The organism is Amycolatopsis rhabdoformis, assembly GCF_035918295.1.
Classification (GTDB): Bacteria; Actinomycetota; Actinomycetes; order Mycobacteriales; family Pseudonocardiaceae; genus Amycolatopsis; species Amycolatopsis rhabdoformis.
On sequence record NZ_CP142149.1, the window covers coordinates 1,703,392 to 1,718,985 of the forward strand.

Below are 15,594 nucleotides of genomic sequence, written 5' to 3' on the forward strand. Positions count from 1 at the left end.
CGCAAGCGTCCACTGTGGCCGGTCGCCGCGATCCTCCGGGAGCTACGGCAACGGCGCAGCCGACGCGACCGTGCTCTGGGGCTCAGCCGGCACCGGCTCGGCAACGCCGCCGTCGGCCGCGGGCCCACGACGGCGTCGGCGGCATTCGGCGCAGAACACCGTCCGGCCGAGCAGCCGGCCGGTGCCGTCGACGAGCCGGGCCACGCGCAGCGCGGGCAGTCCGCACTCCGGGCACGCGACGTGCCGGCTCTCCTGGCTGATCAGCATGCGGTTCAACGCGGGGTCCCCCTCGGCCGGTGTGAGTCCCCGCCGCGTACCCCCTGTGCGCGGTCGCACTCCTCCATTCCGGTGACACCACTCGAACGGGCTAACGTCGGAGGGGAAGTCCACGGCGGACCGGGTCGCTACCGCTCGGCGTGGTCCGCGACAGCGAGCTCGACCGTCGCGTACGTGGTGAACAGGCTCGCGAGGCCGATCATCACGAGCACGCGGTCGAGGTGGCGGGGCACGGCGACCAGCGCGAGGTCCGCGTCGGCGGCCACGGCGATGTTGCGCGCGGCGATGAGTGCGTTGATGCCGCTCGAATCGCAGAAGGCCACCGCGGTCAGGTCCACGACCAGCAGCTGTCCGGCGGCGACGGTGAGCCTGGCCAGCTCGCGCTGGGCCTCGGGGGCGGTCGCCGCGTCGAGGTCGCCGGTCAGGGTGAGGACCGGGCCGGTGGCGGTGACCCGCGTGCTGGAGGTGCCGCTCACGGCCGGTCACCCTCACGGAGCGGGACGCTCAGCGCGAGCAGCGCGGTGTCGTCGTCCACGCCTTCGCCGAAGCCGGCGAGAAGGTCGGTCAGCGCGGTGACCAGGGCGGGTGCGGTCGTGGGCGCCAGCGTGGCGACGTGGTCCCGCAGCAGCTCCTCGCTGTAGCGGACGCGGCCGTGCGTGCGGGCTTCGGTGAGGCCGTCGGAGTAGAGCAGCAGCGTGTCGCCGGGTCGCAGGTGCCGCCGGACGGTGGTGAACGTCGCGCCGGCGATTGCCCCGACGAGCATGCCGCCGCGCGTGTCGAGCACGTCGACGGCGCGCTCGGACGCGCTGATGAGCAGTGCCGGCGGATGACCGCCCGCGGCCAGGGTGAGGGCGAAGCCGTCGCCTTCGGGCACGAGCAGGCCCTGCAGCACGGTGCAGAACCGCGGGTCGGCGCCGTGGTACTCCTGGTGGAGTGCGGTGTTGAGCCGGTCGAGCGCCGTGGCCGGTTCGGGGTCGTGCACCGCGGCCGCACGCAGCGTGTAGCGGGCCAGCGACGTCACCACGGCCGCTCCTGCGCCCTTGCCGGACACGTCGCCGAGGAAAAAGCCCCAGGCCCCGTCGGCGAGCGGGAACAGGTCGTAGAAGTCGCCGCCGACCTCGTCGCTCGACGCCGGGTGGTAGTGGGCCGCGACCGCCAGGCCCGGTACCTCGGGCAGCGCGGGCGGCAGCAGCGTGCGCTGCAGGGTGCGGGCCAGGCGCTGCGCGTGGTCCCGCGCGCGCTCGGCCTCCTCCCTGGCGCGCACCAGTTCCTCTTCGTACGAACGCCGGTCGCGCGCGTCGAAGATCGTGGTGCGGATGAGCTGGGCCGTGCCGTCGCTGCCGGTTTTGACCGTGGAGCTCACCAGGACCGGCAGCCGCGTGCCGTCGGCCGCCTTCAGCTCCAGCGCGATGCCGCCGAGCTCACCGCGCAGCCGCAGCAGGGGAGCGAAGTGCGTTTCGTGGTACATCCGGCCGCCGACGGTGAGCAGGTCGGTGAAGCGGCGCCGGCCCACCAGCTCTTCGCGGGTGTAGCCGAGCCAGCGCAGCAGGGTCTCGTTGATCTTGGCGATGGAGCCGTCGAGCATCGTGGAGAGGTAGCCGCACGGCGCGTGGTCGTAGAGGTCCTCCGCGCTGTCCTCCAGCAGGGCCGAGAACTCCCGGCCGCCGGCCGAGCTGTCGGGTTTGTCGCCGGGCGGACCGGCCACGGACATCACGCGGCGGCGAACTCGGCGATCGCGGCCGCGGTGGCCTCCGGCGCGCTCAGCTGCGGGCAGTGCCCGATCGCGTCGAGCGTGACCAGCCGGCTGCCCGCGATGGCGCGGTGGGTGTAGTCGCTCACCTCGGGGGGCGCGATGGCGTCCTGGGCCGTGCGGACCACCAGGGTCGCCGTGGTGACCTTCGGCAGATCGGCGCGGTTGTCGGACAGGAAGGTGGCGCGCGCGAACACCCGCGCCACCGCCGGGTCGGTGCGGCAGAAGCTCGTGGTGAGCTCGTCGCCGAGCTCGGGGCGCTCCGGCGTGCCCATGATCACCGGCGCCATCGTGGCCGACCAGCCGAGGTAGTTCGCCTCCAGCGAGCCGAGCAGCTCGTCGATGTCGGACCGGCTGAACCCGCCGCGGTAGGCACCGTCATCGAGGTAACACGGCGACGGCGTGAGCAGCACCAGCTTCGCGAACCGCTCCGGCTCGCGCGTCGCGGCCAGCACGGCGATCATCGCGCTCACGGAGTGCCCGACCAGCACCACGTCGCGCAGGTCCAGCTCGGCGCAGATCTCCAGTACGTCCTCGGCGTACCCGTCGAGCCGCCCGTAGCGCTCCGGCGTCCACGCGGTCACGGCCGACCGGCCGGATCCGGTGTAGTCGAACAGCACGACCCGGAACCGCCGGGCGAGCGTGGGCACCACGAGGCGCCAGAGGTTCTGGTCGCAGCCGAAGCCGTGCGCGAGCAGCAGTGTGGGGCCGTCGTCACGACCGGTCACGACGACGTTGTTCCTGGTGCGGATGTCCAAGGCTCGGATTCTCCCGGGGTTCGGCGGACGGGGACGAGCTCAGCGCAGGGTGGCCAGCCACTGCCGCGCTTCGGTGCGGCCGGCGTGGATCAGCAGCACCCGGTCGAGGCCGAGCAGCTGGAGCGGACGCAGCAGCGCACGTTGCTCGGTCACCACTGCGAACGGCACGCCGGCGGCGCCCGCCGACTCGTGGGCGGACAACAGCACGCCGAGGCCCTGCGACGAGCAGAACGTGACGGCGGTGAGGTCGAGCACGAGCGCCCGCGGACGCAGCTCGATCTCCGCGGTGAGCTGCTCGGCCAGCCGGTCGGTGATGGCGAGATCGAGCTCGCCGAGCACGGTCACCGTCGTGGCCTCGGCGATGGCGTGCACCCGGATGGTGGCGGGGGCGGCCAGCTGCGCCGGGTGGGGGTGCAGACCGGAATCGGTCATGGGGAAACGCCTCCCTCGAAGGGTGAGCGGAGGCAGAGCCGCGCGTCGCACAGCTGTCCGCCTGCCGAAAGGACAACGGCTGCTGGACTGAACCGCGGTCTTCGTACCCTACGCCCGTCGTGCTCGGCGGGCAGGACAGTCCCCGCGCGGGCCACGTTTCGAGATCCCTTCGCGCGGGTAGACCGCCGGCACCTCTCACCGGGGGAGGCCGTGATGCGCTGGAGGACCGTCGATGATCGCGCTGCTGGGGATTCTGCTGGTGATCTGGCTCGTGTGCGTGGTGCTGGGCGTCGTGATCAAGGGTCTGTTCTGGCTGGTGATCGTGGGCGCCGTCCTGTTCGCGGCGACGGCCGTGATCGGTTTCGTGAAGCGCAAGACCGTCGGCAGCCGCTGACCGGCGGCTCCGGCCCGGCCCGTCCACTGAGGACATTCCCCTCGGGGCGGGCCCGCACGCTCCGCCACGAAGCCCGCACTGTGCGCACCCGGACGTAGCATGGGTTCCGACCCGTTCACCCGCACGGAAGGAACTCCGGGGTGCCGCCGCCGACGAGCCAGCTGCCGAGCGTGGCCGAGGCGTCCCCGGAGAAGCCGGCGAGCCGGTTCCCGGGCCTGCGACGGTGGGCGTTCGCGCTGGTCGGGTTCGCCTTGCTGGCCCAGATGGCGTTCGCGATGGTCACCACGGCGCGGGAGCAGACGCCCACCATCGACGAACCCGTGTACGTCGGCACGGCGGTGGTGTACCTCGACCGGCACAGCCTGCGCTACAACCCCGAGCACCCGCCGCTGGGCAAGCTGATCATCGCGGCCGGGGTGGCGTTCGCCGGCGTGCACCTCGACCCCGCGTTCGCCGGCGACGAGACGCAGCTCGGCCGGCAGGTCCTCTACGAATCGGGCGCCGACCCCGGGCACGTGCTGCTGCTGGGACGGCTGCCGATGATCGTGCTCACGCTGCTGTTCGGCCTGGTCGTGTTCGCGTTCGCGCGCGACCTCGCCGGTCCGGTCGGCGGGCTGCTGGCGCTCGCGCTGTACGCGTTCTCACCCGACCTCATCGCCTACGGATCGCTCGCCACCCTCGACGTGCCGATGGCCGGGTTCCTGCTCACGGCGGCGTGGCTGGTGTGGCGGGCCCGGCGCCGGCCCGTGCGGTATCTGCCCCTGGCGGGGCTCGCGCTCGGCGCCGCGGTCGCCACGAAGATGAGTGCCCTGCCCGCGGTTCCGGTGGTGCTGCTGCTGGCCGCCTGGTCGGTGTGGCGCTTCCAGCGCACCCGTGACCCCGACGCGAAACCGCGCGTGCTGCCCTTGCTCGCCGCGGTTCTCGGCCCGGCGGTGCTCGCCGTCGCCGTGGTGTGGGCCGCCTACCTCGCGGTGGATCCGAGCCTGCGCTGGCAGGCGCCGCCCGGCCTGCCGGCCCTGCACGGCCTGCGCTCGCTCGCCGACTGGCTGCCGCTGCCCCGGCCCTACCTCGACGGCATGCACCTGCAGTTCGGGTTCGAAGACCAGGTGTGGAGCGGGTTCCTGTTCGGCCGCCTCTACTTCGGCGCGCTCTGGTACTACCTGCCCGCCGCGATCCTGGTGAAGACACCGCTGGGCACCCTGGCGCTGTGGCTGGCCGGGATCGTGGTGCTGTTCGCGGTGCCGCGGCTGCGCCCCGCCGCGCCGTACCTGCTCATCCCGTCCGCCGTGCTGCTCGCCGCCGCCATGACCGGCAGCCGCGACTTCGGCGTGCGGTACACGGTGTTCCTGCCGATGTTCCTCGCCGTCGTCGCGGCCGGCCTGGTGCTGCTGCGCCGCCGCTGGGCCCACGTCACCGCGGCCGCCCTCGTGGTGGTCACCGCGGTCAGCTCGCTGCTCACGTTCCCGTACTACCTGCCCTACTCCAACGAGGCCTTCGGCGGCACCGCCGAGACCCACCTGCGGCTGCACGACTCCAACGTCGACTGGGGCCAGGACCTCGGCCGCCTCGCCGATCGCCTCCACGAGCACTACCCGGGTGAACGCGTGTGGCTCGTGTACAAGGGCGCCGGCGTGCCGGGCGCCTACGGGATCGAGGCCGCCGACCCGCTCCGCGTACCGCCGGAGCAGGTCCACGGCCTCCTCGCCGTCTCCGATTCCTCCGTCGCCAAGGCCGACGCCCACCTCAAGGCCCTGCTCGCCGGCAGCACGCCGGTCGACGACGTCGGCCACTCCATCACGATCTACCGCCGGCCGTGAGCGCCGCGAGCTGGGCCGTGCCGCCTAGGCCGTGCCGCGCCGCTTCGTCCAGATGTCGTAGGCGACCGCCGCCAGCAGCACCACGCCCTTCACCAGCATCACGCGCTCGCTCGGCGCGCCGATCAGCGACATGCCGTTGTTGATCACCGCCATGATCAGGCCGCCGGTGATCGCGCCGACGACCTTGCCGACCCCGCCCTGCACGGCCGCGCCGCCGATGAACGCGGCTGCGATCGCGTCGAGCTCGAAGTTCACGCCCGCCGTCGGACCGGCCTGGTTGAGCCGCCCGGCGAAGATGATCCCGGCGAGCGCGGCCAGCACGCCCATGTTCACGAAGATCCAGAACGCCACCGACTTCACCTTCACGCCGGACAGCGTCGCGGCCTGCAGGTTGCCGCCCACCGCGTAGATGTGCCGGCCGAACACCGACCGGCCCGCCACCAGCGAGTAGCCCACCACCAGCACGGCCAGCAGGATCAGCACCCACGGCAGGTTCTTGAACCGCGCGAGCTGCACCACCACGGCGAGCACCAGGATCGCCGCGCCGGCGACCTTCGCGACGAACACCGGGTACGGGTCCACGTCCTGCCCATACCCGAGCCGCGCGGAGCGCTTGCGCTGCTGGGTCACCGCGATCGCGCCGACGGTGAGCACCCCGACGATCAGGCTCACCAGGTCGGCGCCGCCGAGCGGCCCGAGCCCGATGTTGCCGAGGTAGCCGTCGGTGAAGCCGTTGGACAGCGTGCGGATCGCGTCGGGGAACGGGCCGATGCCCTGGTTGCCCAGCACGGTCAGCGTCAATGCGCGGAACGCCAGCATCCCGGCCAGCGTCACGATGAACGCCGGGATCCCGAAGTAGGCGACCCAGTAGCCCTGCCACGCGCCGATCACCGCGCCGGTCACCAGCGTGATGAGCACCGCCAGCGGCCACGGCACATGCAGGTTCACCATCAGCACCGCGGACACGGCGCCGGTCATCGCGACCACGGACCCGGCCGAGAGGTCGATGTGGCCGGAGATGATCACCAGGATCATGCCGATCGCGAGGATCAGCACGTAGGAGTTCTGCACGATGATGTTGGAGATGTTCTGCGGCTCCAGCAACGCGCCGCCCGTGAGCACCTCGAACAGCACCACGATCAGCGCGAAGGCGACGTAGATGCCGCTCTGGCGCGGGTTGATCGAAATCCGCCGTCCTCCGGGCGCGGCCGGGGGAGCGGCCGGCCGGGCCGTGTCCGTTGTGGTCATTCCCGTTCCTTCGTCATGTACTGCATCAGCAGCTCCTGGGTGGCGTCCGCCCGGGCGACCTCACCGGTCACCCGGCCCGCGGACAGCGCGTAGATCCGGTCGCACAGGCCGAGCAGCTCCGGCAGCTCGGAGCTGATGACCAGGACCGCCTTCCCTTGCGCGGCAAGGGAGTTGATGATCGAGTAGATCTCGAACTTCGCACCGACGTCGATGCCGCGGGTCGGCTCGTCGAGGATCAGCACGTCCGGGTCGGTGAAGATCCACTTGGCCAGCACCACTTTCTGCTGGTTGCCGCCCGAGAGCTTCCCGGTCACGCTGCGCACGGTCGGCGCCTTGATCCGCAGGTCGCGCCGGAACCGCGCGGCCGTGTCGTGCTCGGCGTGCTCGTTGACCCAGCCCCGGCGGGCGAGCTTGCCGAGCCCGGCCGCCGACACGTTGCGCTGCACGTCCTCGATCAGGTTGAGCCCGTAGCGCTTGCGGTCCTCGGTGGCGTAGGCGATGCCGTGGCGCACGGCGTCGCGCACCGAGCGCACGTCGATCGGCACGCCGTCCTTCACCAGCCGGCCCGAGATGCCCGTGCCGTAGGAGTGCCCGAACACGCTCATCGCCAGCTCGGTTCGGCCGGCACCCATCAGCCCGGCGAGGCCGACCACCTCCCCGCGCCGCAGCGTGAGGTTGGCGCGGTCGACCACGACCCGGCCGGGCTGGGTGGGGCTGTGCACGGTCCAGTCCTCGATCCGCAGCACCTCGTCCCCGATGTCGGGCACGCGCGGCGGGAACCGGTGTTCGAGGTCGCGCCCGACCATGCCGGTGATGAGCCGCTCCTCGGTGAGCCCGGCCGCGTCGAGCGTTTCGATCGTGCGCCCGTCGCGCAGGATCGTCACGGTGTCGGCGATCGCGATCACCTCGCCGAGCTTGTGCGAGATGATCACCGACGTCACGCCCTCGTCCCGCAATCCGCGCAGCAGCTCGAGCAGGTGCTCGGAGTCGTCGTCGTTGAGCGCGGCGGTCGGCTCGTCGAGGATGAGCAGCTTCACCTGCTTCGACAGCGCCTTCGCGATCTCCACGAGCTGCTGCTTGCCCACGCCGAGGTCGCGCACCGGCGTGACCGGGTTCTCCGCGAGGCCGACGCGCCGCAGCAGCTCGCCGGCCTCGTGGTTGGTGCGGTTCCAGTCGATGAACCCGCGCTTTGCCCGCTCGTTGCCGAGGAAGATGTTCTCCGCGATCGAGAGCTGCCCGCACAGCGCGAGCTCCTGGTGGATGATCACGATGCCGCGGCGTTCGCTGTCGCGCACCGAGCCGAACGCGCACGTCTCGTCCTCGAACCGGATCTCGCCGTCGTAGCTGCCGTGCGGGTGCACGCCCGAGAGCACCTTCATCAGCGTCGACTTCCCGGCGCCGTTTTCCCCGCAGATCGCGTGGATCTCCCCGCGGCGCACGGAAAGGGTCACGTCGGCGAGCGCGGTGACCCCGGGGAAGGTCTTGGTGATCCCGCGCATGCCGAGCAGCTCCGTCACTTGAGCTGGCCCGCGGTGTAGTAGCCGGAGTCGAGCAGTTCCTTCTGGTAGTTGGACTTGTCCACGACCACGGGCTGCAGCAGGTACGACGGCACGACCTTCTTGCCGTTGTTGTAGTCGGTGGTGTTGTTCACCTCCGGCTTGGTGCCCTTGAGCACCGAGTCGGCCATCTTCACCGTCACGTCGGCGAGCTTGCGGGTGTCCTTGAACACCGTGGAGTACTGCTCACCGGCGATGATCGACTTCACCGACGCGACCTCGGCGTCCTGCCCGGTCACGACCGGGTAGGGCTGGCCGGCGGTGCCGTAACCGTTGCTCTTGAGCGCCGAGAGGATGCCGATCGAGAGGCCGTCGTACGGCGAGAGCACGCCGTCGACCTTCGCGCCGCCGCCGTAGGTCTTGGTGAGCAGGTCCTCCATGCGCCGCTGCGCGGTGGCCGGGTCCCAGCGCAGGATCGCGGTGGGCGCGAACGTGGTCTGGCCGCTCTTCACCACGAGCTTGCCGCTGTCCATCAGCGGTTTGAGCACGGACATGGCGCCGTTGAAGAAGAACGTCGCGTTGTTGTCGTCCGGCGAGCCGCCGAACAGTTCGATGGTGAAGGGGCCCGGTCCGGTGCCGAGGCCCTTGATCAGCGAGTCCGCCTGCTCCACCCCGACCTTGTAGTTGTCGAAGGTCGCGTAGTAGTCCACGTTCGGGCTGTTGAGCAGCAGCCGGTCGTAGGCGATCACCGGGATCTTGTGGTCGGCCGCCTCCTGCAGCTGCGTGGTGATCGCGGTGCCGTCGATCGAGGCGATCACGAGCAGCTTCGCGCCCTTGGTGATCTGGTTCTCGATCTGGTTGACCTGCGTGGGGATGTCGTTCTCCGCGTACTGCAGGTCGACCTTGTAGCCCAGCTTCTCCAGCGCCGACTTGATGTTGTCGCCGTCGTGGATCCACCGCTCCGACGACTTCGTGGGCATGGTGACCCCCACGAGCGCGCCGGCCGACGAGCCGGGCGCGGGCGCCTGGTCGGCGGTCTTCACACTCGACCCGCACGCGGCGAGCGTGAAGGCCAGTGCGGCGACGGTGACAGTGCGGATTCCTCGGGTGAACTTCATTGTTCGTGCTCCTTTCAGAAGCCCTGGGCGAGCCGGTGGTAGGCCTGGTTCCAGCGGATCCGGTCGGCGAAGCCGGAGGTGGTGGTGGCGGCGTCGATGGTGAGCAGTTCGACCCCGAGCAGGTCGGCGAAGTCGCGGATCGTCTCGACCGGCACCGCCTGGGTCAGCACGGTGTGGTGCGGCGCGCCCGCGGTGATCCACGATTCGGCGGAGGTCGCCAGCGAAGGCGCGGGCCGCCACACGGCGCGCGCGACCGGCAGCCGCGGCAGCGGCTCGTCGGGCGGCACGACCTCGATCTCGTTGGCCACCAGGCGGAACCGGTCGCCGAGGTCGGCCAGGCCGAGCACCACGCCGGGGCCGGACGCGGCGTCGAACACCAGCCGGACCGGGTCCTCGCGGCCGCCGATGCCGAGCGGGTGGATCTCGCACGACGGGCGCGCGGCGGCGATGCTCGGGCAGACCTCGAGCATGTGCGCGCCGAGGATCTTCGGTTCGCCGGGCCCGAAGTGGTAGGTGTAGTCCTCCATGAACGACGTGCCGCGCCCGGTGCCCGCGCCCATCGCCTTCACCGCGGCGAGCAGTGCGGAGGTCTTCCAGTCGCCTTCGCCGCCGAAGCCGTAGCCGTCGGCCATCAGCCGTTGCACGGCCAGGCCCGGCAGCTGCCGCAGCCCGCCGAGGTCCTCGAAGTTCGTGGTGAACGCGCCGAACCCGCCATCGGTCAGGAACTGTCGCAAACCGAGCTCGACCTTCGCCGCGTACCGCAGCGATTCGTGGCGCGCGCCGTCGGCCGCGAGCTCCGACACCAGGTCGTAGGCCTCGGCGTACTCGGCGACCAGCTCACCGGTGTCCTTTTCGGACACCCCGTCCACGAGCTCGACCAGATCGTTCACGCCGTAGGTGTTCACCGAGACGCCGAACCGCAGCTCCGCCTCGACCTTGTCGCCTTCGGTCACCGCGACGTCGCGCATGTTGTCGCCGAAGCGCGCCAGCCGCAGCTCCCGCAGGTGGTCGGCGCCGATCGCGGCCCGCTGCCACGCGTCGATCCGGTCGACCACCACCGGGTCACCCGCGTGCCCGGCCACGGTCTTGCGCGGCACCGAGAGCCGCGTGAGCACGTGCCCGAACTCGCGGTCGCCGTGCGCGGCCTGGTTGAGGTTCATGAAGTCCATGTCGATGCTCTGCCACGGCAGCGCTTCGTTGAGCTGGGTGTGCAGGTGCAGCAACGGTTTGCGCAGCGCGTCGAGGCCGGCGATCCACATCTTCGCCGGCGAGAAGGTGTGCATCCAGGCGATCACGCCCACACACGCGGCATCGGCGTTGGCTTCGAGCAGCAGCCGGCGGATCGCCGAGGCCTCGGTCAACACGGGTTTGCCGACCAGCTCCGCCGAAAGCCGGCCCGACGCGGCCAGCAACCGCTGGATCTCCAGCGACTGCCCGGCGACCTGCTCGAGTGTCTCCTCGCCGTAGAGCGCCTGGCTTCCGGTGAGGAACCAGACCTGGGGTTTGTTCTGCGAAGGCATTCTTCTCCTTGGGGTCGGCCGGCTCAGCGCTGGCCGTAGACGTTCTGGTAGCGCGCGTAGAGCCGGTCCACGTCTTCGGCCGGCAACGGCGTGGGCGCACCGAGTTCGAAGGCTTTGTGGACGGTCCGGGCCACGTCCTCCACCAGCACCGCCGCCTTCACCGCGGCGCGCGCGGTGCGCCCGACGGTGAACGGGCCGTGGTTGCGCATGAGGACCGCGGGGGAGCGGCTGGTCTTGAGCGTCTCGACGATGCCGCGGCCGATCGAGTCGTCGCCGATCAACGCGAACGGCCCGACCGGGATCTCGCCGCCGAACTCGTCGGCGATCATCGTGAGCACACACGGGATCGGCTCGCCGCGCGCGGCCCATGCGGTGGCGTAGGTGGAATGCGTGTGCACGACGCCGCCGACCTCGGGCAGGTGCCGGTACACGTACGCGTGGGCCGCGGTGTCGGACGAAGGCGCGAGCTCGCCGTGCTGCAGCCGGCCGTGCAGATCGGTGACCACCATCGAGTCGGCCGACAGGTCGTCGTAGGACACCCCGGACGGCTTGATCACCATCAGTTCGCGCCCCGGCACGCGCGCCGAGACGTTGCCCGCGGTCCAGGCGACCAGCTCGTTGCGGGTGAGCTCGCCGTGCAGGTCCGCGACGGTGCGGCGCAGTTCGGCAACGGTGCCGAGCAGCTCGTCGGTCAGCGACATGACTGTCCTTTCACGCGGGCGTGGCCGCTTCCCGGCGGCGGGCGGCCAGGCGGTGCAGCACTTCGCTGCCGCCGCGGCCGAAGTGGTCGTGCAGCTCGCGGTAGTCGGCGTAGAGCCGGTCGTAGGCGGCGGCGTTCTCGGGCACGGGCCGGTACACCGCGCCCCGCGCCGAGCCCATCGCCTGGGCGGCCGCGGTGATGTCCGGGTACGCGCCCGCCGCCACGGCCGCGTGGATGGCGGAGCCGAGCGCCGGGCCCTGCGTGGAGCCGATCACCGACAGCGGCAGGTTCACCACGTCGGCGTAGAGCTGCATCAGGAAGGTGTTGCGCACCAGGCCGCCGGCGACCACCAGCTCGGTCACCGGCACGCCCGACCGCCGGAACGCCTCGATGATCGTGCGGGTGCCGAAGGCGGTGGCCTCCAGCAGCGCCCGGTAGGTGTCCTCGGCGCGCGTCGCGAGCGTCTGGCCGAGCACGACCCCGGACAGCTCGTGGTCCACCAGCACCGAGCGGTTGCCGCTGTGCCAGTCGAGGGCGAGCAGCCCGTGCGCGCCGATCGGCTGCTCGGCGGCCAGCGCGGTGAGGTGCTCGTGCAGCGAAACACCCTGCTCGCGGGCTTCTTCGTGGTAGCGCGGCGGCACCCCGTGCTCCACGAACCAGCCGAAGATGTCGCCGACGCCGCTCTGCCCGGCCTCGTAGCCCCACAGCCCGGGCACGATCCCGCCCTCGACCACCCCGCACATGCCGGGGACTTCCCGCAGCTCTTCGGCGTTGAGCACGTGACAGGTCGAGGTGCCCATGATCGCGACCAGCCGGCCGGGCTCCACGGCCCGTGCCGCCGGGGCGGTCACGTGCGCGTCGACGTTGCCGACCGCCACGGCGATGCCCTCCGGCAGCCCGGTCCACGCCGCCGCCTCGGCCGTGAGCGAGCCGGCGCGGTCGCCGAGGCGCCCGAGCGGCCGGTCGAGCTTGGCGGTCACGAAGTCCGCGAAGCCGGGGTTGAGCTCGGCCAGGAACTCGGCGCTCGGGTATTCGCCGTCCTGCAGGATGCCCTTGTAACCGGCGGTGCAGGCGTTGCGGACGTAGTTGCCGGTGAGCTGCCAGACGATCCAGTCGGCCAGCTCGACCCAGTGCGCCGTGGCCGCGTAGACCTCGGGCGCGTCTTCGAGCACCTGCAACGCTTTCGCGAACTCCCACTCCGAGGAGATCAGGCCGCCGTAGCGCGGCAGCCACTTCTCCTCGCGCTTGCGGGCCAGCGCGTTGATCCGGTCGGCCTGCGGCTGCGCGGCGTGGTGGCGCCACAGCTTCACGTACGCGTGCGGTTCGCCCTCGAACTCGGCCAGCTCGCACAGCGGGGTGCCGTCCACAGTGGTCGGCACGACCGTGCAGGCGGTGAAGTCCGTGGCCAGGCCGACCACGTCGGCGGGATCGGCGCCGGCTTCGCGCAACGCTTCGGGCACGGCGGTGCGCAGCACGCCGAGGTAGTCCGCGGGCACCTGCAGGGCCCACTCCGGCGGCAGCGGCGCGCCGGTCGCCGGCAGCGTCCGGTCGAGCACGCCGTGCGGGTACTCGTACACGGCGGTGCCGAGCTCGGCACCGTCGGACACGCGGACCACGACGGCGCGGCCCGAGAGCGTGCCGAAGTCGACGCCGATCGTGAGGGGATCCCGAATGTTAGCGTTAACATTCGGAGAGTACGGGGACACGGAGTTCTCCTTCGGTGGGGACCGCGCTCAGCGGGGTCCGGTGCTCTCCCGGACGATCAGCTCGGGTTCGACCAGGTGGCGCACGGAGCGGTCGCCGCCGCCCATGCGCTCGGTCAGCAGGCCGAACGTGCGCCGGCCGACCTCGATGAAGTCCTGGCGCACCGTGGTCAGCGGCGGCGTGAAGTACGCCGCCTCGGGCACGTCGTCGAAGCCCGCCACGTGCACGTCGCCCGGCACGGAGATGCCGGCCTCGGTGAACGCGCGCAGCAGCCCGAGTGCCATCTGGTCGTTGGCGGCGAACACGGCGTCCAGCCCGCCCTTCTTGCCGGTGACCTTGGCGGCCAGCGTCCGGCCCGCGGCGTAGCCGGACGCCGGGCTCCAGTCGCCGCGGATCACGGGCGGCACCTCGGCGCCGTGGCGCTCCAGCGTCGCGCGCCAGCCACGCTCGCGGTCGAGCGCCTCCAGCCAGTCCTCCGGTCCGGCGATGTGCCACACCGTGCGGTGCCCGAGCGCGAGCAGGTGCTCGGTCGCGCGGCGGGCCCCGTCGTACTGGTCCACGGAGATCACCGGCACCGGCGCGGACTCGCCGCCGCCCACGGCCACCACCGGCACCGCCTCGGGCACCCCGGCCAGCGCCTGCCCGGCGGTGACGTGCGGAGCGATCACCACGATGCCTTCCACCGCCTGGCGCCGCAGGCTTTCCACCGCGTCGGCGATGGACGAGCGGCCCGGCCGGCTCACACTCGAGATCGTGATGGCGTACCCGGCTTCCCTGGCGGCGTTCTCGATGCCGTGCAGGGTGCTCGCGGGTCCGTACAAGTTGGACTCGAGGGCGACCACGCCGAGGGTGCCGGAGCGTCCCGTCACGAGCGCGCGGGCCGCGGAATTGGGGCGGTAGCCCAGTTCCTCGACCGCGGCGAGCACCCGCGCCCGGGTCTCCGGCCGCACCGGGCCGGTGCCGTTGATTACCCGCGACACGGTCATGTGGGACACGCCCGCGAGCCCGGCCACGTCCGTCAGGCTCGCCTGCCGGTCGCCCGCCGTTCCTGCCGCCATGCCGGCACCGCCCCCTTCCAGGTGTCGCGCGTCACTCGTTCGAGTGCACTTTCGAGGGCATAGTGTTAGCGATAACAGTCGCCCGGTCAAGACTCGGGTCGGTTACGACCTGGTCTCCTGATCGGCGAGCCACAGCGCCCCTCGCCGCGCCGACGCGCGCGAGAGCCACGCCTCCTGCACGATTTCCGCCAGCTCACCCCGGCTGACCTCGCCGAGGCGGCTCGCGCGCACGAGCACCGACAGGTGGCCGTTGAAGTGCGGGGTGGTGAAAAACGGAGAGCCCTCGTCCTGCACGAGCGCTTCCTTGTCGCCGTCGGAGGGCACCCAGAACACGATCACGTCCGGGTAGCGTTCGCCGGTCTCCGGATCGACCGCGTCGGGGCGGGGGTTGCGGAAGAACACGAACGACTTGCCGCCGACCTGGTACACCGGCTTGTGCTCGGTGCCGGGCCACACGGTCACGTGGGGCATCCCGAGCGCGAGCTCGTGGACGTCCTCCACGCACGCGGGGCGGTTGTCGTCGGGCATGGGGTCAGTCTAGGAGCGGAGTCCAGCGGCCGCCGGAAGGTCCACTTCGGACGCGGAACCGGTGCCGCGCGGACGGGAGCCCGCGCGGCACCGGTGGGGGTTCAGCGCCGGCGGCGCATCATGCGCCGTGCGGTTCGCCGGGACGTGCGGCGCGCGACCCTGCGTGATCCGAACATGGTGGGGCCTCCTGACTCAGGCGCGGCTGGGGGTGGCGGTCTCGAACGCGTGCAGCTGCTGCGCTTCCTCCGCGGTGACCAGGCCGATGGCGACCAGGTCGAGCGGGCTCACGAAGCCGTCGGAGATGCGGAACCCGCCCGCCGACGCGATGGCGTCGCGCAGGGGGATGGCCCACCGGTGTTCCAGCAGCACCACGGCGGCCGCGGAACCGTCCGGAATCTCTTCCAGCACGTCCCAGGCGTCCTCGTCGGAGAACACCTCGATGCCGTCCGCGGCCTCCTCGGCGCCGGCGACCGCGCCGGCCGCCATGCCTTCCTCACCGTCGATGCCGAGGCCGATCAGCGCCCCGACCTTGCTGCCGAGTTCCACGGCTTCCTCGTCGCTGATGTTGCTCAGGTGCGCGACCTCGATCTCGCCTTCGGAATCCTTGTGCACGGCGAGCGCGTCGACCACGCGGACGGTGTCGTTCTCCCGCAGGCGTTCGAGCTCGGTGATGATCGCGCCGTGGAAGTCCGGGTCCGGAAATCCCAGCACGACGAGTTGGATGGGTCCGATCGTCATGGGTGTGCCTCCGTTCTGGGTGGCGTGCCTCATGGCGAGTTTTCGCCGCGCGCGCCG

General features: G+C 71.6%; 16 protein-coding genes. 2 read left to right on the forward strand and 14 right to left on the reverse strand.

Annotated features, from left to right (window positions below):
• Positions 1 to 42: 42 nt before the first annotated feature.
• From VSH64_RS07935 to VSH64_RS07955, 5 genes are all read right to left on the reverse strand, one after another.
• Positions 43 to 276 (reverse strand): hypothetical protein, encoded by a 234-nt coding sequence (locus tag VSH64_RS07935; RefSeq protein ID WP_326834844.1) that lies wholly within the window; start codon positions 274 to 276, stop codon positions 43 to 45.
• Positions 277 to 404: 128 nt separating this feature from the next.
• A complete protein-coding gene (locus tag VSH64_RS07940; RefSeq protein ID WP_326834845.1) occupies positions 405 to 752 on the reverse strand; it encodes an STAS domain-containing protein in 348 nt (115 codons plus the stop codon).
• A complete protein-coding gene (locus tag VSH64_RS07945; protein ID WP_326834846.1) occupies positions 749 to 1,987 on the reverse strand; it encodes a PP2C family protein-serine/threonine phosphatase in 1,239 nt (412 codons plus the stop codon). The genes VSH64_RS07940 and VSH64_RS07945 overlap by 4 nt, the downstream gene beginning before the upstream one ends.
• Positions 1,987 to 2,784, reverse strand: a complete 798-nt coding sequence (locus VSH64_RS07950) for an alpha/beta fold hydrolase (protein ID WP_326834847.1) — start codon at positions 2,782 to 2,784, stop codon at positions 1,987 to 1,989. Before VSH64_RS07950 ends, VSH64_RS07945 begins: the two co-directional genes overlap by 1 nt.
• A gap of 39 nt (positions 2,785 to 2,823) precedes the next feature.
• Positions 2,824 to 3,216, reverse strand: coding sequence for an STAS domain-containing protein (locus tag VSH64_RS07955; RefSeq protein ID WP_326834848.1), 393 nt, complete (start codon positions 3,214 to 3,216; stop codon positions 2,824 to 2,826).
• 232 nt (positions 3,217 to 3,448) lie between these two features.
• Between VSH64_RS07955 and VSH64_RS07960 the strand changes: the two genes are divergently transcribed.
• Together VSH64_RS07960 and VSH64_RS07965 are read left to right on the forward strand one after the other, a co-directional pair.
• On the forward strand, positions 3,449 to 3,610 hold the full coding sequence (locus VSH64_RS07960; RefSeq protein WP_326834849.1) for a hypothetical protein: 162 nt from the start codon (positions 3,449 to 3,451) through the stop codon (positions 3,608 to 3,610).
• A gap of 215 nt (positions 3,611 to 3,825) precedes the next feature.
• Positions 3,826 to 5,427 carry a phospholipid carrier-dependent glycosyltransferase gene (locus VSH64_RS07965; protein ID WP_407655678.1) on the forward strand — a complete coding sequence of 534 codons (1,602 nt, stop codon included), beginning with the start codon at positions 3,826 to 3,828 and terminating at the stop codon, positions 5,425 to 5,427.
• Between the two features lie 24 nt (positions 5,428 to 5,451).
• Here VSH64_RS07965 and mmsB read toward each other — a convergent pair whose 3' ends face one another.
• The 9 genes from mmsB to VSH64_RS08010 all read right to left on the reverse strand — a co-directional run bounded on the left by mmsB (position 5,452) and on the right by VSH64_RS08010 (position 15,537).
• A complete protein-coding gene (gene mmsB / locus VSH64_RS07970; RefSeq protein WP_326834851.1) occupies positions 5,452 to 6,675 on the reverse strand; it encodes a multiple monosaccharide ABC transporter permease in 1,224 nt (407 codons plus the stop codon).
• A complete protein-coding gene (mmsA, locus tag VSH64_RS07975) occupies positions 6,672 to 8,192 on the reverse strand; it encodes a multiple monosaccharide ABC transporter ATP-binding protein (RefSeq protein WP_326834852.1) in 1,521 nt (506 codons plus the stop codon). Before mmsA ends, mmsB begins: the two co-directional genes overlap by 4 nt.
• On the reverse strand, positions 8,189 to 9,289 hold the full coding sequence (chvE, locus tag VSH64_RS07980; protein WP_326834853.1) for a multiple monosaccharide ABC transporter substrate-binding protein: 1,101 nt from the start codon (positions 9,287 to 9,289) through the stop codon (positions 8,189 to 8,191). The genes mmsA and chvE overlap by 4 nt, the downstream gene beginning before the upstream one ends.
• Positions 9,290 to 9,303: 14 nt before the next feature.
• Positions 9,304 to 10,809 (reverse strand): L-arabinose isomerase, encoded by a 1,506-nt coding sequence (gene araA / locus VSH64_RS07985; protein ID WP_326834854.1) that lies wholly within the window; start codon positions 10,807 to 10,809, stop codon positions 9,304 to 9,306.
• 23 nt (positions 10,810 to 10,832) lie between these two features.
• Positions 10,833 to 11,510, reverse strand: coding sequence for an L-ribulose-5-phosphate 4-epimerase (locus VSH64_RS07990; protein ID WP_326834855.1), 678 nt, complete (start codon positions 11,508 to 11,510; stop codon positions 10,833 to 10,835).
• Positions 11,511 to 11,520: 10 nt separating this feature from the next.
• Positions 11,521 to 13,215 (reverse strand): ribulokinase, encoded by a 1,695-nt coding sequence (gene araB / locus VSH64_RS07995; protein WP_407655636.1) that lies wholly within the window; start codon positions 13,213 to 13,215, stop codon positions 11,521 to 11,523.
• 27 nt (positions 13,216 to 13,242) lie between these two features.
• Entirely contained in the window at positions 13,243 to 14,271 is a 1,029-nt protein-coding gene (locus VSH64_RS08000) for a LacI family DNA-binding transcriptional regulator (RefSeq protein ID WP_326834856.1), read from the reverse strand.
• A 102-nt stretch (positions 14,272 to 14,373) separates the two neighbouring features.
• Positions 14,374 to 14,799, reverse strand: coding sequence for an MmcQ/YjbR family DNA-binding protein (locus VSH64_RS08005; protein WP_326834857.1), 426 nt, complete (start codon positions 14,797 to 14,799; stop codon positions 14,374 to 14,376).
• A 192-nt stretch (positions 14,800 to 14,991) separates the two neighbouring features.
• Entirely contained in the window at positions 14,992 to 15,537 is a 546-nt protein-coding gene (locus VSH64_RS08010; protein ID WP_326834858.1) for a hypothetical protein, read from the reverse strand.
• Positions 15,538 to 15,594 lie beyond the last annotated feature (57 nt).

Coding starts and splice junctions, on each gene's coding strand:
- mmsB (WP_326834851.1), bottom strand. CDS start 6,675: ATGACCACAACGGACACGGCCCGGCCGGCCGCTCCCCCGGCCGCGCCC.
- VSH64_RS07945 (WP_326834846.1), bottom strand. CDS start 1,987: ATGTCCGTGGCCGGTCCGCCCGGCGACAAACCCGACAGCTCGGCCGGC.
- araA (WP_326834854.1), bottom strand. CDS start 10,809: ATGCCTTCGCAGAACAAACCCCAGGTCTGGTTCCTCACCGGAAGCCAG.
- VSH64_RS07990 (WP_326834855.1), bottom strand. CDS start 11,510: ATGTCGCTGACCGACGAGCTGCTCGGCACCGTTGCCGAACTGCGCCGC.
- VSH64_RS07955 (WP_326834848.1), bottom strand. CDS start 3,216: ATGACCGATTCCGGTCTGCACCCCCACCCGGCGCAGCTGGCCGCCCCC.
- VSH64_RS08005 (WP_326834857.1), bottom strand. CDS start 14,799: ATGCCCGACGACAACCGCCCCGCGTGCGTGGAGGACGTCCACGAGCTC.
- VSH64_RS08000 (WP_326834856.1), bottom strand. CDS start 14,271: ATGGCGGCAGGAACGGCGGGCGACCGGCAGGCGAGCCTGACGGACGTG.
- VSH64_RS08010 (WP_326834858.1), bottom strand. CDS start 15,537: ATGACGATCGGACCCATCCAACTCGTCGTGCTGGGATTTCCGGACCCG.
- VSH64_RS07960 (WP_326834849.1), top strand. CDS start 3,449: ATGATCGCGCTGCTGGGGATTCTGCTGGTGATCTGGCTCGTGTGCGTG.
- chvE (WP_326834853.1), bottom strand. CDS start 9,289: ATGAAGTTCACCCGAGGAATCCGCACTGTCACCGTCGCCGCACTGGCC.